The organism is Tardiphaga sp. (assembly GCF_044340795.1).
Taxonomy (GTDB): Bacteria; Pseudomonadota; Alphaproteobacteria; order Rhizobiales; family Xanthobacteraceae; genus Tardiphaga.
In genome coordinates, this window is sequence record NZ_JBIISY010000089.1 from 1 (window position 1) to 23,980 (window position 23,980).

Annotated in this window: 24 protein-coding genes; 9 read left to right on the forward strand and 15 right to left on the reverse strand. The window is 62.7% G+C overall.

Translation table 11 applies throughout. From position 1 onward, the window contains the following. Positions 1-919 (forward strand): SPOR domain-containing protein (locus ACIQ17_RS15935; RefSeq protein ID WP_398470030.1); only part of this gene is annotated, 919 nt, incomplete at its 5' end. Positions 920-1,143: 224 nt separating this feature from the next. Here ACIQ17_RS15935 and ACIQ17_RS15940 read toward each other — a convergent pair. From ACIQ17_RS15940 to ACIQ17_RS15950, 3 genes are all read right to left on the reverse strand, one after another. After that, entirely contained in the window at positions 1,144-1,650 is a 507-nt protein-coding gene (locus tag ACIQ17_RS15940; RefSeq protein ID WP_398470031.1) for a DnaJ domain-containing protein, read from the reverse strand. A 70-nt stretch (positions 1,651-1,720) separates the two neighbouring features. Further along, the gene (locus ACIQ17_RS15945) at positions 1,721-2,608 is read right to left on the reverse strand and encodes an alpha/beta fold hydrolase (protein WP_398470032.1); all 888 of its coding nucleotides are present in this window, start codon (positions 2,606-2,608) and stop codon (positions 1,721-1,723) included. 393 nt (positions 2,609-3,001) lie between these two features. Further along, positions 3,002-3,922 carry a division plane positioning ATPase MipZ gene (locus ACIQ17_RS15950; protein WP_398470033.1) on the reverse strand — a complete coding sequence of 307 codons (921 nt, stop codon included), beginning with the start codon at positions 3,920-3,922 and terminating at the stop codon, positions 3,002-3,004. A 211-nt stretch (positions 3,923-4,133) separates the two neighbouring features. Between ACIQ17_RS15950 and panC the strand changes: the two genes are divergently transcribed. Continuing rightward, the gene (gene panC, locus ACIQ17_RS15955; RefSeq protein ID WP_398470034.1) at positions 4,134-4,988 is read left to right on the forward strand and encodes a pantoate--beta-alanine ligase; all 855 of its coding nucleotides are present in this window, start codon (positions 4,134-4,136) and stop codon (positions 4,986-4,988) included. A gap of 188 nt (positions 4,989-5,176) precedes the next feature. Here the strand turns inward: panC and ACIQ17_RS15960 are convergent, their stop codons facing one another. From ACIQ17_RS15960 to ACIQ17_RS15970, 3 genes are all read right to left on the reverse strand, one after another. After that, entirely contained in the window at positions 5,177-8,665 is a 3,489-nt protein-coding gene (locus tag ACIQ17_RS15960; protein WP_398470035.1) for an indolepyruvate ferredoxin oxidoreductase family protein, read from the reverse strand. Between the two features lie 377 nt (positions 8,666-9,042). Next, a complete protein-coding gene (locus ACIQ17_RS15965) occupies positions 9,043-9,402 on the reverse strand; it encodes a response regulator (RefSeq protein WP_398470036.1) in 360 nt (119 codons plus the stop codon). Between the two features lie 2 nt (positions 9,403-9,404). Continuing rightward, positions 9,405-10,883, reverse strand: coding sequence for an RAD55 family ATPase (locus ACIQ17_RS15970; RefSeq protein WP_398470037.1), 1,479 nt, complete (start codon positions 10,881-10,883; stop codon positions 9,405-9,407). A 204-nt stretch (positions 10,884-11,087) separates the two neighbouring features. Here ACIQ17_RS15970 and ACIQ17_RS15975 point away from each other — a divergent pair, with 204 nt between their 5' ends. Next, positions 11,088-11,348: a hypothetical protein gene (locus ACIQ17_RS15975; protein ID WP_398470038.1), complete on the forward strand. Its 261-nt coding sequence runs from the start codon at positions 11,088-11,090 to the stop codon at positions 11,346-11,348. 2 nt (positions 11,349-11,350) lie between these two features. On the opposite strand, the gene ACIQ17_RS15980 is transcribed toward ACIQ17_RS15975, so the two are convergent. Beyond that, positions 11,351-12,058: a formyltransferase family protein gene (locus tag ACIQ17_RS15980; protein ID WP_398470039.1), complete on the reverse strand. Its 708-nt coding sequence runs from the start codon at positions 12,056-12,058 to the stop codon at positions 11,351-11,353. A gap of 187 nt (positions 12,059-12,245) precedes the next feature. On the opposite strand from ACIQ17_RS15980, the gene ACIQ17_RS15985 reads away from it, so the two are divergent. From ACIQ17_RS15985 to ACIQ17_RS16000, 4 genes are all read left to right on the forward strand, one after another. After that, positions 12,246-12,707, forward strand: a complete 462-nt coding sequence (locus ACIQ17_RS15985) for a hypothetical protein (RefSeq protein WP_398470040.1) — start codon at positions 12,246-12,248, stop codon at positions 12,705-12,707. 157 nt (positions 12,708-12,864) lie between these two features. After that, positions 12,865-13,869 carry an alpha/beta fold hydrolase gene (locus ACIQ17_RS15990; RefSeq protein ID WP_398470041.1) on the forward strand — a complete coding sequence of 335 codons (1,005 nt, stop codon included), beginning with the start codon at positions 12,865-12,867 and terminating at the stop codon, positions 13,867-13,869. A 181-nt stretch (positions 13,870-14,050) separates the two neighbouring features. Further along, complete coding sequence (locus tag ACIQ17_RS15995) at positions 14,051-14,311, forward strand: GCG_CRPN prefix-to-repeats domain-containing protein (protein WP_398470042.1); 261 nt, start codon at positions 14,051-14,053, stop codon at positions 14,309-14,311. Between the two features lie 156 nt (positions 14,312-14,467). Further along, positions 14,468-15,676: a glycerophosphodiester phosphodiesterase family protein gene (locus tag ACIQ17_RS16000; RefSeq protein ID WP_398470053.1), complete on the forward strand. Its 1,209-nt coding sequence runs from the start codon at positions 14,468-14,470 to the stop codon at positions 15,674-15,676. A gap of 108 nt (positions 15,677-15,784) precedes the next feature. Here the strand turns inward: ACIQ17_RS16000 and ACIQ17_RS16005 are convergent, their stop codons facing one another. The 5 genes from ACIQ17_RS16005 to ACIQ17_RS16025 form a co-directional block, all read right to left on the reverse strand. Next, positions 15,785-16,417, reverse strand: coding sequence for a trimeric intracellular cation channel family protein (locus ACIQ17_RS16005; protein ID WP_398470043.1), 633 nt, complete (start codon positions 16,415-16,417; stop codon positions 15,785-15,787). A 607-nt stretch (positions 16,418-17,024) separates the two neighbouring features. Then, positions 17,025-17,246, reverse strand: a complete 222-nt coding sequence (locus ACIQ17_RS16010; protein WP_398470044.1) for a twin-arginine translocation (Tat) — start codon at positions 17,244-17,246, stop codon at positions 17,025-17,027. Positions 17,247-17,322: 76 nt separating this feature from the next. Beyond that, complete coding sequence (locus ACIQ17_RS16015) at positions 17,323-17,571, reverse strand: DUF2442 domain-containing protein (protein ID WP_398470045.1); 249 nt, start codon at positions 17,569-17,571, stop codon at positions 17,323-17,325. Then, positions 17,552-17,788, reverse strand: coding sequence for a DUF4160 domain-containing protein (locus ACIQ17_RS16020; RefSeq protein ID WP_398470046.1), 237 nt, complete (start codon positions 17,786-17,788; stop codon positions 17,552-17,554). Before ACIQ17_RS16020 ends, ACIQ17_RS16015 begins: the two co-directional genes overlap by 20 nt. 69 nt (positions 17,789-17,857) lie before the next feature. Then, positions 17,858-19,390: an acyl-CoA carboxylase subunit beta gene (locus ACIQ17_RS16025; protein WP_398470047.1), complete on the reverse strand. Its 1,533-nt coding sequence runs from the start codon at positions 19,388-19,390 to the stop codon at positions 17,858-17,860. A 176-nt stretch (positions 19,391-19,566) separates the two neighbouring features. On the opposite strand from ACIQ17_RS16025, the gene ACIQ17_RS16030 reads away from it, so the two are divergent. After that, positions 19,567-19,782: a DUF4260 family protein gene (locus ACIQ17_RS16030; RefSeq protein WP_398470048.1), complete on the forward strand. Its 216-nt coding sequence runs from the start codon at positions 19,567-19,569 to the stop codon at positions 19,780-19,782. A gap of 74 nt (positions 19,783-19,856) precedes the next feature. Here ACIQ17_RS16030 and ACIQ17_RS16035 read toward each other — a convergent pair whose 3' ends face one another. From ACIQ17_RS16035 to ACIQ17_RS16045, 3 genes are all read right to left on the reverse strand, one after another. Beyond that, entirely contained in the window at positions 19,857-20,384 is a 528-nt protein-coding gene (locus ACIQ17_RS16035; RefSeq protein WP_398470049.1) for a hypothetical protein, read from the reverse strand. 132 nt (positions 20,385-20,516) lie between these two features. Continuing rightward, the gene (locus ACIQ17_RS16040; protein ID WP_398470050.1) at positions 20,517-20,969 is read right to left on the reverse strand and encodes a DNA polymerase III subunit chi; all 453 of its coding nucleotides are present in this window, start codon (positions 20,967-20,969) and stop codon (positions 20,517-20,519) included. A gap of 6 nt (positions 20,970-20,975) precedes the next feature. After that, on the reverse strand, positions 20,976-22,478 hold the full coding sequence (locus ACIQ17_RS16045; protein ID WP_398470051.1) for a leucyl aminopeptidase: 1,503 nt from the start codon (positions 22,476-22,478) through the stop codon (positions 20,976-20,978). A 415-nt stretch (positions 22,479-22,893) separates the two neighbouring features. Between ACIQ17_RS16045 and lptF the strand changes: the two genes are divergently transcribed. Further along, positions 22,894-23,980 (forward strand): LPS export ABC transporter permease LptF (gene lptF / locus ACIQ17_RS16050; RefSeq protein WP_398470052.1); only part of this gene is annotated, 1,087 nt, incomplete at its 3' end.

Sequence of the window (23,980 nt, forward strand, 5' to 3'; positions counted from 1 at the left end):
GATCACCGAGCGCAGCCCGGCGGAAGCCGCGACCGAGGTCGCCGAAGTCGAGGCCAAATCGCGTCCGACCGAGAGCCGGCAGGTCAATGGTGCGATCCAGGTCGCCTCTGCCGCGCCGCCGTCTGCCGAACCCGTCGCCGCTCCCGAGCCCGCCCCCGCCCGCCCGGCCGCTGCCGCCGGCGCGCCGAACCGCTCTTTCCTCGCGGCAGCCACCGCAGCCGTGCCGCCCGCGCCGGTGCCGCAGGCACGCAAGCCGGATACCGGCCCGCTCAATAGCGGTGTGATCCAGTCCGAGCCGATCTCGACCATTCCCGGCTCCGCCGAGCCGATGAAGCCGGTGCGGGTCCGCACCGTCCAGGTGAAGTCGGGTCAATACCGCGTCGCCTCCGCCAGCACCGAAACGCCGGCGCCGACCGCGACCAGCACCGTCTCCACCGCCAACGAACCGACAGCCCGCTCGCCGGAAACCACCAACTCGCTCTATGCCCGTTCGGAAATGCCGCGCCAGCCGGCTGGCCATGGCACCGGCAATGGCATCCTGGGCGTACTTCCGGCATCCAGCGTCCAGCATGGCGGCACCGCGATGGCCTATGCCGCTCCTGCGGCAGCCCCGGCTCCCGCGCCTGCCCCGCAGGCCGTGCAGCAGGGCGGCTCGATCAAGCCCGCAACCGCGCATTCCGGCTGGATCATCCAGGTCGGCGCACTCGGCAGCGAAGGCGAAGCCAAGACCCGCCTCGACGCCGCCCGCGACAGCGCCCGCGGCGCCCTCGGCAAGGCCGACCCATTCACCGAGACGGTCAGCAGCGGATCGCGAAAGCTCTACCGCGCCCGCTTCGCCGGCCTTGACCGCGACCAGGCCGAAGCCGCCTGCAAGACGCTGAAGCGCTCGGACATTCCCTGCATCACCATCAAGAACTGATCGCCAGACGAACGTCTCGCACTCACACAAACGGCCGGGACGATGTCCCGGCCGTTTTGCGTTTCACGGTAAACAATTCCTGCAGCGGGCAACCTCTCGTCAAGAAATCCGAACTACAAAAGTCGGACGGGGAATTGATCGACCATGCCGGGCAACGGCAGGCGACGGGGCGTCCCACAGAGAACGGAATCCACTCGCAGTCAGTAGCGTAAAGCGTTCTGGAGTTAGCTACGATGCGTGCGAAACAGAGTATCCTTGGCTTCGTTGACCCGAGCCGCGAGGTACGTCGAGCCCCCCTGGTCGGGATGCAGTTTCTTCATCAGGGATCGGTGCGCGCGGCTGATCTCGTCGCGCCCCGCCCCCGGCTTCACGCCAAGGATCTGATAGGCCTCCTCGTCCGTCATTTTGCCCGCCGCCGCGCGCCCATCGTTCCGGCCTGCCGTGTTGCCCTGCGTGTGCTGACGCCAGCCGGGAAACCTGCGGTCAAGCTCAGCTTCGGCCAAGCCGCCACCGAACGGCGCCCAGCCCAGCAGGCCAGCGCCAAATAGCCCGATCGGAATGGCGACCCAGAACTCGCCCCGCAGTCCCGTGAAGGCCGCAGCCGCCAGACAGAGAACGCCACCGCCGATCTTGGTGGCGCGCGCCAGCATCGCCGGATTCGCGGTGCGAAGCAGCTGCAGCAGCATATAAAGAACGAAAACGGCGACAGCGCCGGCAATCAATGTGGCCATGCGCGATCATTAATCGGTTGCGGGCGGGTGTGGAAGCGTCACCAACTAACCGGTGAGCTGGTTGGGCCAGTTAGTTCACGCTGGGCGTATACTGCGCGAGCTTGGCGGGATCGGTGAGCATGCTCTGCTGCGCCGGCTTGGGTGCCGGCTTCTGCAGGATCTGCGGCTGACCGCTCACGGGCGACAGCTTGCTGTCATCGTCCAGGAACTTGGACAGCAGACCCTGGATCTTCTCTTTCAGCGCAGCCGGGCCGCGATCGCTCATGTCATTATGCTGCGCGCCAGTATCGACCACCGTGATGCCCGCCTTCTCACAGACATCATCATCCGGCACGACGCCCGGGTCCGGCTTGAACATGTTGTCCTTCGAGCGGAAGGACAGGATCTTGAACTTGCCGTCGGTCATGAACGGGACGCGCAGATTGTCCAGCGTGACGACCTTCTTCACCTCGTCCGGATATTCCTTGGCGAAGAACACCGAGATATCGCCACCGTTGGAATGGCCCACCAGCGTCAGATGATCGAAGTCCGAATTCGGCTGGATCTTCTTCAGCTGATTGACTGCGAATTTGATGTTCTCGACACCGCGCTCATAGACCGGCAGACGGCCGACATAGAGCTCGCCCACCTTGGTCATCAGCGGCGCATCGGTGGCCAGATCGTGCTGGATGCTCACGGCCATGTAGCCGCGTGCAGCAAACACGTTGGCGAGGAACGAGTATTCGGTGAATTTGACGGTGTTGCCGTGATTGAGGATCGCCACCGGCAAGGTGATCATGCCGGCATTCGCCTGCATTTCCTTGTCGCGACGAACGGCGATATCGACCTGAATCTCGCGATTACGATCCTTGTCGAAGAAGGTCAGCGTCTCATGACGGATCGCCCACTTGCTCGCGGTGAAATACGCGACAGCGGTCAGTACGCAAACCGAAAGCAGGATAAGCAATCCGCGTTTCATGTTCGGTCCCTCGGCATGATCCCTTGAAAGGGCGCTCGCCGGTCCAGGCTACGATGATTGTAATCGATCGATGACAATGATCGCTGCTTGAACAGCATATATGTCACAGCGCCGTGACAGGAAGGCTAAATATTGTGAATCCAGCGCCGTAACATTGTGCGCCGCAGTCCTTTCTTGTGCAGTTGCTAACAAAACCTCTGCCGAATTCACCGAATTTGCGGCCGGTCCGCAAGGGAACGGCGTTCCAAACTCGGCGGCATTACAACGACAAATCAACTGCCGAAGCGCCTTCGCGTTCCGCGATTCGATGACGTGTCACGCGCACAGCGAGAACGAAAGCGCGACACAACCATATAATTTTGTTACAAATCAATGACTTAAAGAATAAATATCTCAGCTGCCAACGATATCGTGCAGGTCGAGCGGCTTGTCAGCCTGGGCCGCCCATTCGGCGCGGTTGGCGGCGCGGCGGCGGCCGCGCTCGTCGAGCGGTAATTTGAGCTTTCGGAGCAGCTCCACCACCTCCTCGCGGGCGGTGACGTGGCCCATGCTGGGGCGGCGCCCGAGGGTGGCCTCATTGAGATCGTCGAGGGCCGTCAGCCCGCGCGGGAAGAATTCGCGGTACATCACCCGCTCGGCGAGGCCATCCACCGGACGGAAGCCCAGTCGGAAAGCGAGCTGGTCGAGCACGCCGGCGACCAGCACCTTGTTGCGTGAGCCGAGCATCGACAGACGGTTGCGGACCACGATCCAGTCCGTCGTTGAGCCGTCATGCTGGCGTCGCTTGCGCCGCGCGTCGCGCGCCATCTGCGCGTAGTGGCTTTCGCCGGTGACGCTGTAAGTCGCGGTATCGACGGTGCCGAGCACATCGAAATCGAGAAAGCTGTCATTGATCGGCGTCACCAGCGTATCCGCCATCGAATGCGCCAGCCGCATCAGGAAAGTATCGCTGCCGGGCGTATCGATCACGATGAAATCGTGGCTGCGCTCCACCGCCGCCATCGCCTGCGCGAACTGCTCGAGCTCGAAGGATTCGTTATCAGTGATCTGCGTGCTGTCGCCGAGCCGCAGGCAATGATGCTCGGGCACTTCCAGCGCCAGGCCGGCCTGCGCAGCCCATGCGCGGCGATTCTCGATGTAGCGCGTAAAACTCTGCTGGCGGCAATCGAGATCGATGGTGGCGACGCGCTGTCCCGCCTTCAACAAGGCCACGGCAATATGCAGCGCGGTCGTGGACTTGCCCGACCCGCCCTTCTCATTGCCGAGCACGATCACATGGGCCGTGCCGGACTGCTGCGCGCTTTGCATCAACATCGATGGAATCCTTGGCCTCACCATCAAAGCAGAGCCGATCGAGGGTCAAGGAAAATGCAAACCGCCGGCCGCGAAAGCCGTCATCGCAGCATTTCATGATGAATCCGCCGATCGATTGCGGCATCGGGACACCGCAGGAGAGGCTTGGCGCGAACGCGTCGGCTTTGCTAAGCAGGCGCAGACATACCGCTGCCAATGATAACGAGCCAACATGCCCCCTCGCCCACCGCAAGTCGCCCGCACCCTTGTCGCCCTTCGTCGCGCAACGGATGCACTCCGCGCGCGCAAGGCGACCATCGGCCTGGTGCCGACCATGGGCGCGCTGCATGACGGCCATATCTCGCTGGTCCGCCTCGCTCAGCGCCGCTGCGACAAGGTCGTGGTCTCGATCTTCGTGAACCCCACGCAGTTCGCACCGACCGAGGATTTCGGCTCTTACCCGCGGACCTGGAAGAGCGATCTCGCCAAACTGACCGAGGCCGGCGCGGATCTCGTCTGGAACCCGGATGCGAAGGTGATGTATCCCGACGGCTTCGCGACGAAGATTGTCACCGAAGGTCCGGCCACCGCCGATCTCGAGGATCGCTTCCGCCCGCATTTCTTCGGCGGCGTCGCCACCGTGGTCGGCAAGCTGTTCACGCAGGTGCGGCCGGACATGGCCTTCTTCGGCGAGAAGGATTTTCAGCAGCTGAAAGTGGTGACGCGGATGGCGCGGGATCTCGATCTCGGCGTCAAGGTGGTCGGCGCCGCCACCGTGCGCGAGCGCGACGGCCTCGCGATGTCGTCGCGCAATGTGTATCTCTCGCCCGAAGATCGCGCGACGGCGCCGGTGCTCTACAGGGCGATGAAGGAAACGGCAAAGCGATTGAAGGCCGGCGACGACATGGAGACGGCGCTCGCCGGCGGTGCTGCGATGATCACCGCGGCTGGTTTCGTGCTGGATTATTTTGAAGCACGCCACAGCGAGACGCTGGCGAAGGTGTCGTCGATGAAGGACGGGCCGGTGCGGCTGATCGTGGCGGCGAAGCTTGGGAAGACGAGGCTGATCGATAATATCGGGGTGTGATGCTCAGGCGCCGATGACCTCCCTCCCCGGAGCGAAGCGAATGGGGAGGGTCCGCCGATAGGCGGGGGTGGGGTCTCTCCCCACGTGACGTCGGAGTTTGTGGAAGCACCCCACCCGTCTCGAACGCTCCGCGTTCGATCCACCCTCCCCACGGCGCGGCTGCGCCGCTTGGGGGAGGGAAAGAAACGTCATTCCGCTGCGATCTGCCGTGGCACCGGCGGCGGGTTGACGAGATCCGCGCCAAGCTGCGCATAGCGCGTCTTCGCCGCCTCCACCGCAGCTTCCTTCACCGGGCCATAGCCACGGATCGTATCCGGCAGGGACAGCAGCTCGACTGCGATCTCCACATTCGCCGGCGACAGCAGCCCCAGCACCGTCGCGATATCCTTCTCATAGCCCGCGATCAGGTCTCGCTCCATCTTGCGGTCGGCGTTGTAGCCGAACACGTCGAGCGGCGTGCCACGCAAACCGCGCGCGCCCGCGAGCAGCTTGAACAGCGGCATCATCCACGCACCGAAGGCACGCTTCTTCGGCCGGCCGGACGCGTCCACGCCCGGCAGCATCGGCGGCGCCAGGTTGAAGTGGATCTTGAAGTCGCCTTCGAACTGCTCACGCAACTGCTTCTCGAAGCGGCCATCGGTATAGAGCCGCGCCACTTCATATTCGTCCTTGTAGGCGAGCAGTTTTGCATAATTGATCGCCACCGCCCGCGGCAGCGCTTCATCATAGCCACCGCGCATTGCGGCTTCCCGCACCTGCCCCACCGTCGCGCGATAGGTGTCAGCGAGCTTGGCATTCTGATAGTCGGTCAGCAACGCGCTGCGATGGGCGATGATCTCGTCCAGCGTCATCTCATCCTGGGTCTTCGGCGCCGCGACACCGTCGCTGCCCTTCAGCATCGATGCCAGGCGCTCCGGATCGGCCGCCGCCAGACGCCCGAGCTGGAAGGCCAGCATGTTCATCTTGATCGAGACGCCATTCAGCTCGATCGCCTGTTCGATGGAGGCGCGCTGCACCGGCAGCAGGCCCTTCTGATAGGCATAGCCCATCATCATCATGTTGGTGGCGATGCTGTCGCCAAGCAGGCCTTCCGCCGCCTTGGTGAAATCGAGGAAGGTCGACGTCTTGCGCAGCGCCATCGACAGCACGTCATTGACGCGACCGCGCTGGAAATTGAAATCGCGATTGCGGACGAAATCCGCGATCGGAATGAGATGCGTGTTGACGATGCCGGTGGTGCGCTCGCCCTCGCAAAGCGAGATCGTCTCCTTGGCGATCGCCACCACCTCGTCAGCCGCGATCAGGAGATCGGCGGTGCCGGTCACGATGCGCGAACAGGTCACCTCGGCCGTGTCGTTCGACAGCCGCACATGGCTCAGCACCGCGCCGCCCTTCTGCGCGAGGCCGGACATGTCGAGGATCATCGAGGCCTTTCCCTCGATATGCGCAGCCATGCCGAGCAGCGCGCCGATGGTCAGCACGCCGGTGCCGCCGACTCCGCCCACCGCAATATTGTAGGGACGGTCCAGCGTCGGCCGCGAGGCCGGCTCAGGGATGTCGCCGATATTACCGATCTCCACCGGCGCCTTGCGCTTCAACTTGCCACCATCGACGGTGACGAAGGACGGGCAAAAGCCCTTGAGGCAGGAATAGTCCTTGTTGCAGCTCGACTGGTTGATGGTGCGCTTGCGGCCGAGTTCGGTCTCCAGCGGCTCCACCGAGATGCAGTTCGACTGCACCGAACAATCGCCGCAGCCTTCGCACACCGCGGGATTGATGATCACGCGGCGCTGCGGATCTTCCAGGATGCCCTTCTTGCGGCGGCGGCGCTTCTCCGCGGCGCAGGTCTGCACGAAGACGATGGCCGAACAGCCTTCGATCTCGCGGCATTCCTTCATCACGCGATCGAGTTCGTCGCGATGCGCGAGTTTTGTGCCCGGCGCGATGCTGCTGGCCGGATAGGTGTCCGGATTTTCCGAGACGAGATAAATCGCCCGGATGCCTTCGGAGTGCAGCTGGAAAGTGATCTGCTGCGGCGAGAGCTCGCCGTCATGCTTCTGGCCGCCGGTCATGGCGACCGCGTCGTTGTAGAGGATCTTGTAGGTGATGTTCGCCTTGGAGGCGATGGACTGCCGGATCGCCAGCGAGCCGGAATGGAAATAAGTGCCGTCGCCGAGATTGGCGAAGATGTGCTTCTCCTTCGTGAAGGGCGCGATGCCGGTCCATGGCACGCCCTCGCCGCCCATATGGGTGAAGGTCTCGGTGGAGCGATCCATCCACAGCGACATGAAGTGGCAGCCGATGCCGGCCATGGCGCGCGAACCTTCCGGCACTTTCGTCGATGTGTTGTGCGGGCAGCCCGAGCAGAAATACGGCGTGCGCGTGATCGGCACGACATTCTGCACCTGCGATGCCTCGCGGCCGTGAAACCAGTCGGCCTTGGCGCGCAGCAAGGCCGCGATCTCCGGATCGATCTCCATCGCCAGCAGGCGATCGACCATGGAGGTCGCGAGCTTCGCGACGCTCAGCTCTTCCGCGAATGGCAGGAAACGCTGGTCATGGGAGTCCATCTTGCCGACGATGCGCGGGCGCACATCGTCGCGCCAGTTGAACAGCTCCTGCTTGACCTGGTTCTCGACGATCTCGCGGCGTTCCTCGACGATGAAGATCTCCTCGAGACCCACCGCGAATTTCCGCACGCCCTCCGGCTCCAGCGGCCACGGCATGCCGATCTTGTAGAGGCGCAGACCGATCTTGGCGGCGACCTGTTCGGTGATCCCGAGTTCGCGCAGCGCCTGACGCACGTCTTCATAGCTCTTGCCGGAGGCCATGATGCCGAAGCGGGCATTCGGGCTGTCGATGGTGACGCGGTTGATGTTGTTGGCGCGGGCAAAGGCGATCGCGGCAAAGCCCTTGTAGTCCTGCAGGCGGCGATCCTGCGCATACCGGTCATCGGGCCAGCGCAGATTGAGGCCGCCTTCCGGCATCACGAAATCGGTCGGGATCTTGAACGGCGTCATCTCGTCATTGAGATTGATCTCCGCCGTGGTCTCCACCGTTTCGGTGATCACCTTCATGCCGACCCAGCAGCCGGAATAGCGCGACATGGCGATGCCCAGGAGGCCCATGTCGATGATCTCGTGGATCGACGACGGATAGAGATAGGGCATCAGCGCCGAGATGAAGGCATGGTCGGACTGGTGCGGCACCGTCGATGATTTTGCGCCATGATCATCGCCGGCGAGACACAGTACGCCACCATGTTTGGCCGAGCCTGCCGCGTTGCCGTGGCGGAACACGTCGCCGCAGCGATCGACGCCCGGCCCCTTGCCGTACCAGATGCCGGTGATGCCATCGTAACTGGCGCCGGGCGAGAGATTGAGCTGCTGCGTGCCCCAGATCGCGGTGGCCGCAAGATCCTCGTTCACGCCGGGCTGAAACTTGATCCCGTATTGATCGAGATGTTTTCGCGCCGCCATCAGCTGCTGGTCATAGCCGCCGAGCGGCGAGCCGCGATAGCCGGTGACGAAGGCGGAGGTGTTGAGCCCTGCCGCGCGATCCCGGCGGACCTGCGCCATGGGCAGCCGGACCAGCGCCTGGATGCCGGTGAGAAAGATATGACCGGAGCCTTGCGTGTATTTCTGATCGAGACTGATCGGGCCCTGATTGATTCCCATTCCACCCTCAGTTCTGCCGCCCGCATCATTTCCGGCGGGCTTGCTTGCGCAATCTTATGTGGGGTCGTTCGACTCCCTTAGAAATAGTCTATGTTGAATTGGAAACCGGGCGCAGCACAAATGTGCACGGCGCGCGACTGCCATCCAAAAACGCAACTTCATGATGCGGAAGGGCTATCTGCTCGCCACGTTATGTCGTGACGATGGCCTGCGGCGAAAGGACGTAACGCGCGCTGTGCACTGCAACAAAGGGGGGGGGTCGTAGGATGGGTAGAGCGAAGCGAAACCCATCGGCCGAGCTTGCCGCTACGACAGGATGATGGGTTTCGCTCCGGCGCTGCCGCGCCTCCGCTCTACCCATCCTACGGCCTCGGTATTTACTCCGGAAACATCTCGCCGATGATCTTCATCAGATCGGCTTCCCGGAACGGCTTGCGCAGATACGCGTGGAAGCGGCCGGCCCGATCCTTCACGACATTCTCCAGCAGCGATGTCATCACCACCACCGGGATGTTGCGCAGCCGCTCATCCTCGCGCATGGCTGCGATCAACCCTGCCCCGTCGATGAAGGGCATCATGAAGTCGGTCAGCACGAGATCGGGTGTCTCGCGATGCAGGATGTCGAGCGCCTCGCGGCCATTGCCGGCGACCAGCACATTGAAGGCGCTCTCGCTGAGCAGCACTTCCAGCCAGTCGGCGATCGCCCATTCGTCCTCGACTATCAGGACAGTCCGCACCACTAATCTCCGGTCAATTTGAGGTCTGCCGCTGGCGTCGGCTGCGGCCCCTGACTGGAGATGTCGCGAAGGATGCGTTCGGCCCTTTCAAAATTCTCGTCGAGCACAATGCCGCCCTCGTGGATTTCAAAGCGGCGCATCCGCATATCGGTCCGACGGTCGCGCGATTTCAAAATCGTCATCAGGCGATGGTTTTCCGAACGCAGCGCAGCGAGATGCAGCGCGATGATGTTTTCAGCCACCGCCGAGAGACCGGTCTGGTTGACGCCCTTGAGCGGCTGCCCGGGGGTCATGCCGGCGTGGTCGGTCTCGGCCGTTGCCAGTGTGGTAACACCGAGCGCGCGCAACTCGTTGCACAGCGCCGCCAAAAAAGACCCGATGCGATGCTTCTCGTCGGTCAGCTTGGAAAAGCCCTCGATGCCGTCGATGACCAGCCGTCGAATGCCGCTCTGACGAAGCGTGCCGAGCAGCTCGGTGGCGACCTCGTCGAGCACGGCCTCGGTCTGCGGGCGCCACATCAGCGTGATATTGTCCGGCAGCGCCAGCTTCAGGCTCTTCGCCTTCACGCGCAGCGCCATCGGATTTTCGTGGAAGCCGAAGAACAGCGCCGGCTCGCCTTTCGGTCCGCCGGTCAGGAACTGCAATCCCGCCGTGGTCTTGCCCGAACCCGACGGGCCGAGCACCACCGTCACCGAATGGGTGTCGATGCCGCCGCCGAACATCTTGTCGAGGCCGGGAATGCCCACCGGCACGATCGGTCCGTCTGCGCTGTCCCAGACACTCGGCGTCTCCAGCAGCGCCTCGATGCGGGGATAGATCGCATGGCCGTTATCGGTGATGCGATAGGCGTGCTTGCCGCCCATGAACCAGCCGCCGCGCAATTTGTGAATCTGGATCGAGCGCTCCGAGCGACGACCATGCAGCTGCGACTGCAGCTCGATCAGGCCATCCACCATCGTGTGTTCGGGCGGATGCGCATCGGCGTCAAAGGCGCTGGTGAGCAGGAACATGGTGCAGTTGCTGAATCCGGCCTGGGTCTGCAGCTCGTGGATGAACTTCTTCAGTTCAAGCTCCGAGCGCGCCTTTTCATGCACGGTGATGAGGCCATCGAGCACCAGGATGCTGGCCTTGCGGGTGCGCACCTCACGACGAACCACGTCGAGCAGCCCGCGCAGCCCGTCATCTTCCAGCGTCTTGAAGGCGCCGACATAGGACATGCGATCCGGAACGGCTTCCTCGTCGAAGAAGTTCATGCGCCGCATGTGCCCGATCATGCGCGCATGGCTCTCCGCCAGCAGCGTGATGTACAGCGCGTTACGGCCCTGCGCGGCTTGCGCAAAGCAGATCTGGTTGCCGAGAATGGTCTTTCCAGCGCCGGGCGCGCCCTGAATGATGTAGATGCCGCCGTCGAAAACGCCCCCACCCAGAATCGTATCCAGACCAGAAATGCCGGTCGCGACCCGGCCGTTATCAGCACTCATCCCACTACTGCCCCTGAAGCGTCACCTAGAACGGTGAGATGCGAAAACGCATCAGGACGCAATCGGTTCCATAGCTTTTGCAGAAATATTTCGACACGGGAGACGGACCGCGGCAGCACAGCCGGCATGCATCGCAAAATTGGAACATCCGCACGCCGCCAAGCCTTGGGACTGCGGCTGACAGATTGACGCAAGGAGGATGGAATGGCCCAGCTTTCCCAGGTCCAGATGGCCCGCGCGGGTTTTTCCGATCGCAGGATGGCGGCATCGTCGCCGGAGAAATATCACCCGCGCTGCGGCGACCAGCATCCGCGCTGCGGCGACCAGCATCGCCACAAGCCTGCCAAGGCGTTGATTGGAATTGGCTTACTGATCGTGCTCAGCATGCTGCTCTACGGAATCACCGGCAAGGCAAGCGAGCCACCCACCAGCGCGCCACACCATATGGGCGCCGGCAGCCGATAGCCTTAGGCCTCGGCCTTGGCGATCCCGGGGGCATCGACATCGACCGGCGGCAACACCATCCGGAACTGAACGCCGTGCAGCTCGATCGACGGGACAATGCCAAAATGATCGGTGCCGAACACTTCGGCCCGATGCTTCAGCTCTTCCGGCGAGATCGTCAGCGGAATATTGCAGATACTCTCATAGGCCTTCCGGGAGTGGCGGTTGCTGCCCCAGCGCACGGCGCGCTCGATCAGCGGTGATGACTGCGTCGCGAGCACGCGCGCCATGCGCCAGAACATCTGCACGAGCCGCGTATAGGCCATCTCTTCCAGCCCGCTGACGCTCACGCCCGGCGGAATGTCGAACACCTCGATCTCGACGATCGGTCCGGCATCCACGCGCTCGATCATGCGATGCATGGTGCAGCCGAAATCGCCGGCGCGCTCATAGAGCGCGAAGTGGGCCGGCGCCCAGCCGGGATAGCTCGGCGGTCCCGGATGGAAATTGTAGGCGCCGTAGCCGAGTTGATCGAGGATCGCACCTGGCACGATGACCTCGGTGGTGAAGGAGATCAGGCGCGCGCGGCGCAGCCAGTCCGGTTCGATGGCAGCGAGATCGGCCGCGGTGAAAACCGGCACCACATTGAGCGACGGATTGTGCCCGCGAAGAAGCGTCGTGAAGACCGAATGTTCGGCGGGGCCCGTGAGAAGGATGATGGTGTCGAACATGCAAGGTGCCACGGCTGCGAATCGAAGATGACGCAGACTCGCAGTCGAATCTTAACGAGTGATGATCGCGCTGCCCGGCCGCAATCGCTGCGATGCAGCAGCCCCACGGCGCAGCAATCCTCGCCTGCACCGGAACATGCGCCCTGCCCGTGGGTTGTTTCTGCGTCTACGTATAGGAGGACTCGACATGGCAAATTTCTCGTCTCCGAACGATCCCTATCGTCCGGACGCCGGCACGGACAATCCCGACACGCCGCGCCTCGACAGGGAGTTGCAGGCCGATCCGGAGTTGACGGAAGGCCGGTCATCCGGCGGTCGCATGATGGCCTATGGCGCCGCCATCCTCGTGCTGCTCGGTGTCGTCTTCTACGGGCTGAACAGCGGCTCGATGAATCCGAGCGAAGCGACGAAGACGGCCACGCAGTCGACACCGGCAACGCAGGACACCGCACCGAAGGCACCGGCGCCGACCAACAATATCGCCGACTCCAACACCAAGCCTCCGGTGGCGCCGGGAGTGCGCGATGTCACGCCGACCAAGGACAATCCGGGTGTAACGACCGGCTCCGCGCCGGCACGCTCGCAGGGGCCGCAATCCGGCCCGACCGGCACCGAGGTCGATAGCTCGAAGGGCGGCGCAGCCAAATAATCCTGCGCATGGGCAGGCAAAGCAGCGGGCATGATCGTGTCCGCTGCATTGCCGTGCCTGCATCTTGCCGCTCGGCAGATCGTGATGGCGATGTGATTTTACTTCCAGCACCCCATCAGCGAGACCGAACCGACGCTTCGCTTGAAAGGACCTATTGATGAAATCCCTGCTGCTCGCCTCGCTCGCCGCCCTGTCCCTGATATCGAGCGACGCAGCGCGTGCAGCAGAGCGCGAGCCCTATGGCATCGGCCTTGAAGGCTTTGCGTATCCCTACCCTGTCCAGATGCTGCCGGTGAGCAATGATGGCGAACAGTTGCGCATGGCCTATATGGATGTGGCGTCGCAGAAGCCGAACGGCCGCATCGTGGTCCTGCTGCACGGGCGCAACTTTCCCTCCAGCTATTGGAGACCGGTGATCCAGACGCTGACCGACGCCGGTTACCGCGTGATCGTTCCCGACCAGGTCGGCTTCGGCAAATCATCGAAACCAACGGGCGAATTGCATTTCGACACCCTCGCCCGCAACACCATCACGCTGATGGATCACCTCGGCATCACCAAATTCGATGTGGTGGCCCATTCGCTCGGCGGCATGCTGAGCGTCCGCATTGCCCGCGCCTTCCCGGATCGCGTCGATCATCTGCTGCTGGTAGCCCCCATCGGCCTCGAAGACTATCGCCTCTATGTGCCACCGACGCCAACCGAGAAGATCATCGAGACCGAGGACAAACTCACCGCCGACGGCTATCGCAAACAGCTCGAGATCAATTATGCGCTCAAGCTGCCGGCCGACCAGGTGACGCCGTTCATCGACGCCCGCTTCAACATCAAGGGCGCATCGGACTATCCGCGCTGGCTGCGCGCCTTCGTCAGTTCCGCGCAGATGATCTATCGCGAGCCCGTGGCGCACGAAATTCCTTTGATCAAGCAGCCGACGCTGTTCATCATGGGTGCCGACGACCACAACGCGCCGGGCAAGCCCAATGCGCCGGAAGCCCTGCGGCCCAGGATGGGCCAGAATGCCGAGCTGGCGAAGGCATTGGCTGCGAAGATGACCAACGCGACGGCAGAGGTGCTGCCCGATGCCGGGCATCTGGTTTTCCTCGAAGCCCCTGCGCGCTTCAACGAACTGATGCTGGACTTTCTCGCAAAGAGACAATGACACCGTCAGCCTCGCGCAAGGTCCAGCAAAACATTCATGCTCCATTCAGGCAGAATCCGGTGATCTCGCATTGTGAGACGACAGTTCGTCGCAACATTTTCGCTGTTACGGCGTTATGTCGCGGGGACGCGATGTCACCGTTTCCTGCGCCGCATCGCGGCACCATCAATGGGAGTGTTTCATGAAGAAGATTCTCGCAGCGGCTCTGTTTGCCGCGACCGTCGCTGGTTTCGGGACCGCGGCAAATGCCGCGATGCCAATCGCGCCGCTGAGTGCCGCCGACACCGCCGGCGTGATTCAGGTCGCCCAGGGCTGCGGCCCCGGCTATGCACGCGGTCCGCGCGGCTTCTGCCGCCCGATGTATCGCGCAGGCCCGGTCATTCGGTCGTGCCCTCCCGGCTGGTTCCGCAATCCGTATGGCCGCTGCATCCGCCGCTGGTGATCAGCGTAACAGCGACGAAGAAAAGCCCCGCGTCATGCGGGGTTTTTTGTTGCCTTTGCCGGCCAGCAATATTCGTCACAGATCCGTGCCAGAATAGCCGTCCATCACATGGAGACAGCTGTGTCGCGCACCCTACGTCGCCTCATTCTCGCAGGACTGCTCGGGATCCTTCCCTCATCGACACTGGCCCAGACACTGCCCTTGCCCGCTGAGCCGCAACTCGGCCCACGGCCTTTCTATCTCGTCGACACGATGAAGGACGGCGCACTGAAGACGCAGCTGAATGCCTGCACCGGCCCGTTCCGCAAAAGCAATTTCTCCATCGCCCATCGCGGCGCACCGCTGCAGTTCCCCGAGCACAGCCGGGAATCCTATCTTGCCGCAGCGCGCATGGGCGCCGGCGTGATCGAATGCGACGTGACCTTCACCAAGGATCGCCAGCTCGTGTGCCGGCATTCGCAATGCGACCTGCACACGACCACCAACATCCTCTCGGTGCCGGCGCTGGCCGCGAAATGCACGCAGCCCTTCAGCCCAGCCGATCCTGCCACCGGCAGGAAAGCCTCGGCAAAATGCTGCACCAGTGACATCACGCTGGCCGAGTTCAAGACGCTCACCGCCAAGATGGATGCCGCCAACACATCGGCCACCAATGTGACCGACTACCAGAACGGCACGCCGCGCTGGCGCACGGATCTCTATGCCAGCCCGGGCACGCTGATGACACATGCCGAGAGCATCGCCTTGATCAAGAGCCTCGGCGCCAAATTCACACCGGAGCTGAAGGCAGCCGAAGTGCCGATGCCGTTTGACGGCGACTACAGCCAGGAGAAATACGCCACGCAGATGCTCGATGAATATCGCGCCGCCGGAATTCCAGCGGCTGACGTATTTCCGCAGAGCTTTGACCTCAACGACATCAAGTTCTGGCTCCGCACCGCGCCGGATTTCGGCGCACAGGCTGTCTATTTGGACGGACGATACGCAGCACCCGGCTTCGATCATCTGCGCTCCGAAACATGGGCGCCTTCCATGCCGGAACTGAAAGCCGCCGGCCTGCGGATTCTCGCGCCGCCGATCTACATGCTGCTGACGCTCGATGGCAGCGGCCGCATCGTGCCCTCGCCTTACGCGCGCGTGGCGCGTGAAGCAGGCCTCGATCTGATCACTTGGTCGCTGGAACGCGATGGTCCGCTGACCAGGGGTGGCGCTTTCTTCCACCGCTCGATCAAACCGGCCATCGACCGCGAGGGCGACACGATGACGGTGCTCGACGTGCTCGCGAAGGATGTCGGCGTGCGCGGGGTATTTTCCGATTGGCCGGCGACGACGACCTTCTATGCGAGTTGCACGGGGATGCAGTAATCGTAGGGCGGATGAGCGAAGCGTCATCCGCCCTTGTTCGCCTCACGCAATTGACCGGCGGATTACGCCTTCGGCTCATCCGCCCTACGCGTTCGAACCGTGCGCCTGCTACTTCGTCTCGCTGTCATAGACGAATTTCGGCATTTCCCATTTCAGCCGGATCGCCAGCAGGCGGAATGTGAGACCGACGACAAAGGCCGCGGCGATGACGACATCCGGGCTGAGCCCGTATGTGATGCCACCGATATAGAGCAGTCCGGTGACGATCGACACGCTGGCATAGAGTTCGGCACGGAACAGCAGCGGCACGTCGTTGCAGAGCACGTCGCGAATGACACCGCCGACGCAACCGGTGATCATCCCGGCCACGACGACAATCAGCAGTGGCTGGTTCATGCTCATGGCGACATTGGCGCCCATGATCGTGAACACCACGAGACCGATGGCATCGAGGATGAGGAAGATCGTGTGGAAGCGATGCACGAATTGCGCGATCGCGATGGTGGCCAGCGCTGCGCCGCCTGTCAGCAGCAGCAGATACGGGCTTTGCACCCACCACAGCGGATAATGCCCGAGCAGCATGTCGCGCACCGAGCCGCCACCGAGCGCGGTGATGCAGCCGAGCATGGCCACGCCGAGCCAGTCCATGTTGCGCCGGCCGGCCGCCAGCGCCGCCGTCATCGCTTCGGCAACCAGCGCAATCATCGCAAGGGGAAACAGCAGGGCTTCGGTATGGGGCATGAATCAGCAGCGTTCGAGGACCATGCCGCTGTCTAGCATGGATCGCAGGCCACGATGGCGTTGCCCGCCGACCTCCCTTGACAACATTCCTAAAGGACCATATACCTGTCCCGTCCTGTTCACGAGGGGCGCTTCTCGAGGGCGTCTAGTGGTGGAGCAGGATACGGCGCCCGCGGCCTTGCCTCGCAAGCAGGACTCGGGAGGCCGGGGGCCACCGTCCACCCCCACTATGAGGGGTTGCCGATAGTTCGGCTGCGACGGCACAGGCGAACGGCGGGAAACCGCCGGGATCAACGGCTCGGAAACTTGCTACGGCAAGGAGTAAGGGACGTGCCGGTGTGCGACAGAACGGTCCTCCAGCCCAAAATCGCCGTGATGGCGCGCCGAGAGGCGTTGCGATGGGCGAAGGCTGACGCTTCAGCCGGAGCGCATCGCATGGACTACCCAAATTGCGCCTCTTGGCGCGTCATCCCCCTCATCGTTGAGGGGGAAACCAGGGAAGTCCAATTCGCGCGGTCGCGCGGCAAGGACGGCGCGTGCGCACGAGAAAGTTTTCAGGACGTGGCTGTTTGACAGGTTAATCCGATATCAGGCGCCGAGCCCGCTATCACCAATAGCGGCGACGCCGCCACTGCACCTGCTCCGGCTGCAAGCGATCAACATCGTCCTGCGACGCCACCGCCGGCTGCGGCTCGTTGTCCTGTTTGCGATCACCCACCGGCCCGACAGGCAGCAGCGGCGCGGCTTCCGCCGTGGTCAGCGTCTTCGCAACCAGCACACCACTCGCTGCGAAAGCGAGCCCGAGCTTCAGAAAATGACGGCGCTCCATCGCGATCCCTCCTGAGACATGTGAGGAGAAGCTTCGCGTTGGGGGGATGAATGGGCGCTGAATGGAAAAGTATCGACTATCGCGAGTGTTTGCCCTTCAACATACCGGCGATACTCAGATCCTCATCAAGATCAGGCCAATGAATTCCCATCGCCATGATCTCGAAATTTTCCCGCTGGACTGAGCTGGCGTTCATGAGGCGCGGATACCATTCAAGCGGTGTCGCGATGCGTCGGCCATCGAGCAGCGTCACGACGAGCTCGGTCTCGGTGAATGCCACCGAGCGCGCGCGAAGATCTCCGACATCAATTTCCAAAGTGCTCATGCCATGCCGCCACTAGTTCATCGCGGTTGGAGCGCAGATGTCGGATGATATCGTTGATTTCGTGGAACGGAAAGCCGGCGTTTGCGGCGACGGAAAGATCGTGAAGCCAGAATTTCGCTTCACGATCCTCGCGTTTGACATGGACATGAGCAGGCTCGTTTCTTTCGTTAGAATAGAAGAAAGCCCGATATGGTCCCCATCTCAAGACTGTCGGCATTCCCACCTCCAGTCCGTCATATGAGATGACCGAGGACGGAGAGCGTTCGCTCTTCCGCCCTGTATTTTATCACAGCGGCATGTTGTCGTGCTTCTTCATCGGCACTTCGACATGCTTGTCCTTCAGCATCGCCAGCGCGCGGGCGATGCGCTTGCGGGTGGAGTGCGGCATGATCACGTCATCGATATAGCCACGCTCCGCCGCCACGAAAGGCGACAGGAATCGGTCTTCATATTCCTTGGTGCGCGCGGCGATCTTCTCGGCGTCGCCAATGTCCTGGCGGAAGATGATTTCCACCGCGCCCTTCGCGCCCATGACGGCGATCTGGGCGGTCGGCCAGGCATAGTTCATGTCGGCACCGATTTCCTTCGAGGCCATCACGTCGAACGCGCCGCCATAAGCCTTGCGCGTGATCACGGTGACCAGCGGCACGGTGCACTGGCTGTAGGCGAACAGCAGCTTGGCACCATGCTTGATGAGGCCACCATATTCCTGCGCGGTGCCCGGCAGGAAGCCCGGCACGTCGACGAAGGTGACGATCGGAATGTTGAAGGCATCGCAGAAGCGCACGAAGCGCGCAGCTTTCCGAGACGCGTCGCTGTCGAGCACGCCGGCCAGCACCATCGGCTGGTTGGCGACGAAGCCCACGGTCTTGCCGGCGATGCGGCCGAAGCCGGTGACAATGTTCTTGGCAAAGGTATCCGCGAGTTCGAAGAAATCCCCCTCGTCCACGACCTTCAGGATGAGTTCCTTGATGTCATAGGGTTTGTTCGGATTGTCGGGGATCAGCGTGTCGAGCGAGTCGTCGGTGCGTTCGATGTCGTCGAAGCTCGGCCATTCCGGCGCGCCTGCGGTGTTGTTCGACGGCAGGAAGTCGATCAGGCGGCGCATCTGCAAGAGCGTCTCGACATCGTTCTCGAAGGCGCCATCGGCGATCGATGACTTCGTCGCATGCACGCTGGCGCCGCCGAGTTCTTCGGCGGTGACGACCTCGTTGGTGACGGTCTTCACCACGTCCGGGCCAGTGACGAACATGTAGCTGGTGTTCTTCACCATGAAGATGAAATCGGTCATGGCCGGCGAATAGACGTCACCGCCGGCGCAAGGGCCCATGATGACGGAAATCTGCGGGATCACGCCTGAGGCCTGCACATTGCGGCGGAACACGTAGGAATAACCCGCCAGCGCCGCGACGCCTTCCTGGATGCGCGCGCCGCCGGCGTCATAGAGGCCGATGATCGGCGCCCGCGCCTTCATGGCCATGTCCTGGATCTTGGTGATCTTCAGTGCATGGGTCTCGGACAAAGAGCCGCCGAACACGGTAAAATCCTTGGCGAAGACGAAGATCTTGCGGCCATTGACGGTGCCCCAGCCGGTGACGACGCCGTCGCCGGGAATCCTGGACTTGTCCATGCCGAATTCCACGGAACGGTGTTCGACGAACATGTCGAACTCCTCGAAGGACCCCTTGTCCAGCAGCAGCTCGATGCGCTCGCGGGCGGTCAGCTTGCCCTTTGAGTGCTGCGACTCGATGCGCTTCTCGCCACCGCCGAGTTTTGCGCCGGCGCGGCGCGCTTCGAGGGTATCCAGGATCTCTTTCATGTGCTCCAGCCCGTCAAATTCGCGTGTTTTCGCCCGCTTTGGCGGCGGGATTTGACGGTCGTTCTAGCATGCGGTTTTCGGGTCTGGAAACGCCCATCCGCATGGCTGGAAAGCGTTGAATTTGCATGGCAACGGCCATCGCGCTGCCTATATCCCGATCAGTCAGGGAGGCCGGCATGGCGAATATTCCGATCAACGAAAACAGCGGCGCGGCCACCGGCGGCGTGCGCGATCTGCTCCGCTGGGAAGGCGTCACCCTGTTTGTCGGCATGACGCTGTTCTACTGGATCTCCGGCGCGTCCTGGCTGCATTACGCGCTGGTGTTCTTCCTCCCCGATCTGGCGTTCCTGGCCTATCACTTTGCTCCCGACCGAGTTGGCAACTGCCGGTGAGACGGCATTCACTTAGCAATTACCCGAATTCGGCGATACTTACCGAGCTTAGTAGTTGTGAGCGCGCGGGCAACTCAGCCGGCTCGGCGCTTCTTCGCGGCGCGTGCGGGCTGCGGCGGTGGTGGGGGCGCGCCTTCGACCATGGTCAGGCGACCGGCCGTAAACGTGTAGATGCCGGCGCGGGGACCACGCAAATAGGTCATCGTGGTGACGCGATCGCCGCGCGGATTGCCGCCGATATTGACGCTGTCGGGCGCACCGGCACCACGGGCGACGTCACATTCCGTATGGCCGAGCGCGACCACGCCCGTTGCCGGCGCCACCGCGGCGGCGCCATCGGCAAGCGCGCTGGCGTCCCGCGGCGGCATGCCCGGACATGCGCCATCGGCGCTGATCAGGTCCTGCGGCGACACTGCCTGATCCGGCGTCAACGGCGGAGTTTCGATCGAAACATTCTTGATCATCGTACGGCCCGACCGGGAGAACCAGTCGGCGTCCTTGGACAACAGGTCCGACTTGAACATGTCACCCGCGCTCATACCCGAACAGCCGCCAAGCAGCGGTGCGAGGAGAACCACGGCCAAACCCGTTCGATGAAGCATTTTGCTGTTCACGATCAACGCAATCCCACACGGCGACGAAGCGCCCGTCTCATCACTCGTTTGCGGCGTGACCGTGACAGGGGCCACACGGCGTTCCAGAAAGGCGCAATTAGCATCAAATACGGTTAATCGCTAATTGCGTTTCTGCCAGCGACCACGCTCATCGGCCTGCCAGTAGGTCGCGGCCAGTCCCCGCGCCTTGCAGTCGACCCAGGCGCTACGGGCCGCCGCGAGCGCCTCATCGTCATCGCCATTGAAGACGAGGACCATGCGCTCATAGCCCGCCGTTTCGGCCGGAAGTCCCGCATTGTCAACGAGGAACCGGACCTGTGCACCGTTCGGATTGCTCTCCTCCAGCACCAGCAGGATCGGCTGTTCCGCCGCATCCGCCGCGCGCCAGGTGGCATGCGGCAGAAAACTATCGTCCCGATAGGTCCATAGATGCGCGTCGAGCGCATCGGCCCGTTCTTCCGAGGTGGACTGGACAACACACCGCCAGCCGCGCTCGAGGGATTTCTCGAGCAACGGCGGCAGCACGTTTTCCAGTGCCATGTTCTGCAGGTGGTAGAACAGAACCTCGGTCATGTCCGCTTACTTCTTGCCCTCGTAATAGTCCGCCACGAGGCGATCGAGCAGGCGCACGCCGTAGCCGGAGCCCCAGCTCTGGTTAATTTCGGTCTTCGGCGCCCCCATGGCGGTGCCGGCGATATCGAGATGCGCCCATGGGGTGCCATCGACGAAACGCTGCAGGAACTGGGCGGCAGTGATCGAGCCACCGTAACGGCCGCCGGTGTTCTTCATGTCGGCGAATTGCGAGTCGATCAGCTTGTCGTAGTCGGGGCTGAGCGGCATGCGCCAGACGCGCTCGCCGGTGGCCTGCCCCACAGTGGCTAGGCGCAGTGCGAGTTCGTCATTGTTGGAGAACAGGCCGGCATGATCGGTGCCGAGCGCCACCATGATGGCACCGGTGAGCGTCGCCAGATCGATCATGAATTTCGGCTTGTGCTTCTTCGCCACGTACCAGAGCACGTCGGCCAGCACGAGGCGGCCTTCGGCATCTGTATTGATGATTTCGATGGTCTGGCCGGACATCGAAGTGACGATATCACCGGGGCGCTGCGCATTGCCGTCCGGCATGTTCTCGACGAGGCCGATGGCGCCGATGACATTCGCCTTGGCCTTGCGGCCGGCGAGCGCATGCATCAGACCGACCACACAGGCCGCACCGCCCATGTCGCCCTTCATCTCTTCCATGCTGCCGGCGGGCTTGATGGAAATGCCGCCGGTATCGAAGGTGACGCCCTTGCCGATGAAGGCGACGGGCGCGTCGCCCTTCTTGCCGCCGTTCCAGCGCATCACCACGATGCGCGCCGGATTGGCCGAGCCCTGGGCGACGCCGAGCAGTGCGCCCATGCCGAGCTTCTGCATCGCCTTGACGTCGAGCACCTCGATGACAACGCCGAGTTTCTTCAACTCGCTCGCACGACGCGCGAACTCCACGGGGAACAGCACATTCGGCGGCTCATTGACGAGATCGCGCGCGATCACGACGCCGTTCACGACGGAGTTATCGGATGCAAACGCCTTCTTGGCTGCAGCGACGTCGCTCACCGCCAGCGACACACTGACGGTCCCGCGCTTTTCCTCGCCGTCTTTCTTCTTTGTCTTGTAGCGATCGAATTTATAGGCGCGCAGCAGCACGCCGGATGCAACCGACGCGGCCTGCTCCGCCGTCATGTCGGCAGACGGCAACTCCGCGACAACGGTGATCGCATCGGCGGATGCGCCGAGCTTGCCGGCGAGCACGCCGCCGAATTTTAGCAGGTCGGTTTCCTTGAGTTCATCGGCCTTGCCGGTGCCGATCACCAGCAAGCGGTCCGCCTTCATGCCTTCCGGCGCGAGGATGTCGAGGGTCGATCCGTTCTTGCCCTTGAATTTTCCGGTGGCGGCGGCGCGCTTCACCAGCGCGGCAGCGGCACCCAGCGCCTTGGTCGTGGCCTTGCCCAGTTTCAATGTATCGTCGCTGAACACCACGAGAGTGCCGCGGGCCGCCTGGGACAATGGGACGAAGCCGACCTTGACGGTGTCGGACATGGGCAAGACCTCCAGAATATCGAGTGAGGCGCATCGGACCGCGGGCGGCGACGCGAGTGAAAGGATGTTGTTGTCCCCGAAGCCGGAGCCGTCAAGCCGTGCGGTGGAATCGCAGCCTCGGCTCTGCTGATTCCATGTCCGAATGTGTCCGACCGCAGCGGCGTGCACAGCCCGCACAAAGCCGGGCCATCTCACTTACCGATGAAGACAGCCCTCCGGCCTTGTTTTCAGTGTCCCAAGGGCCACATCGCAGACTAAATTAACCACATCTCGGACCAGCCATCGCCCGGCCATTTTGTTGACCGATCAATGGGATGGTAAGTATGACGATCAGGTTTGGAGCCGCTGCGTCGCCCTCGGGGATTCCCTATCGGGGATGGGCACGCAGCAGGTTTCCGGGCCATTACGGGGACCGATGGGGTCGATCGACAGATATATCTTCAAGATGGTGCTGGCATCCTTCGGCATCGTGCTTGTCAGCTTGACCGGCGTGATCTGGATCACCCAGGCGCTGCGCGGCATCGACTTGATGACAAGCCAGGGCCAGACCATCCTGACCTTTCTCGGTTTCACGAGTCTGGCGATCCCGGTGCTGGTGCTGATCATCGCGCCGATCGCGCTGATGATCGCCGTCTCGCACACCCTGACCAAGCTCGCGACCGATTCCGAGGTGATCGTGATGAATGCCGCCGGACTGTCGCCCATGCGGCTGTTCAGGCCTTTTCTCTACGCCACGCTGGTCGTATCGCTGATCGTGGCTTTCATCGCTTCCTACATGGCGCCGGATGGCATGCGGCGCCTGAAGCGCTGGGACGCCGAGATCACAGCCGACGTGCTGACCAACATCCTGCAGCCTGGCCGCTTTGCCCAGCTCGATACGAATCTCACGGTGCGGATCAAGGAACGCCAGCCCGGCGGCCTGCTGGTTGGCATTTTCGTCGATGACCGCCGCGACCCCAAGGAACGCATCACCATCATCGCCGATCACGGCACGGTGCTGAAGAATGCCGACGGCTCGTTCCTGGTGCTCGAAGACGGCAATCTGCAGCGCTTCGAGACCGGCAAGACCGATCCCGCCATGGTGGCCTTTGCGCGCTATGCCTTCGACATGTCGAAATTCTCCAATCGCAGCCAGGATGTCACCTACGGCATTCGCGAGCGCTATCTGTGGGAGTTGTTCGCGCCGCCGGCCAACGATCCGATGTATCAGCAGATGCCCGGCGCCTTCAGCGCCGAACTGCATGACCGCCTGATGGCGCCGCTCTATCCATTCGCTTTCGCGGCTCTCACCTTCGCGTTTCTTGGCCAGCCGCGTACCACGCGCCAGAGCCGCAATTTTTCCATGGGCAACGCCATCGGCGCCGTGTTCGCCTTGCGTATGGCCGGCTTCGCCTGTTCGGTGGCTGCGGCGAAATCCGACTGGGCTGCACCGCTGCAATATTTCCTGCTATTCGCGACGATCTTCGGCAGCCTGGCGATCATCAAGCTCGGCATCGTGATCG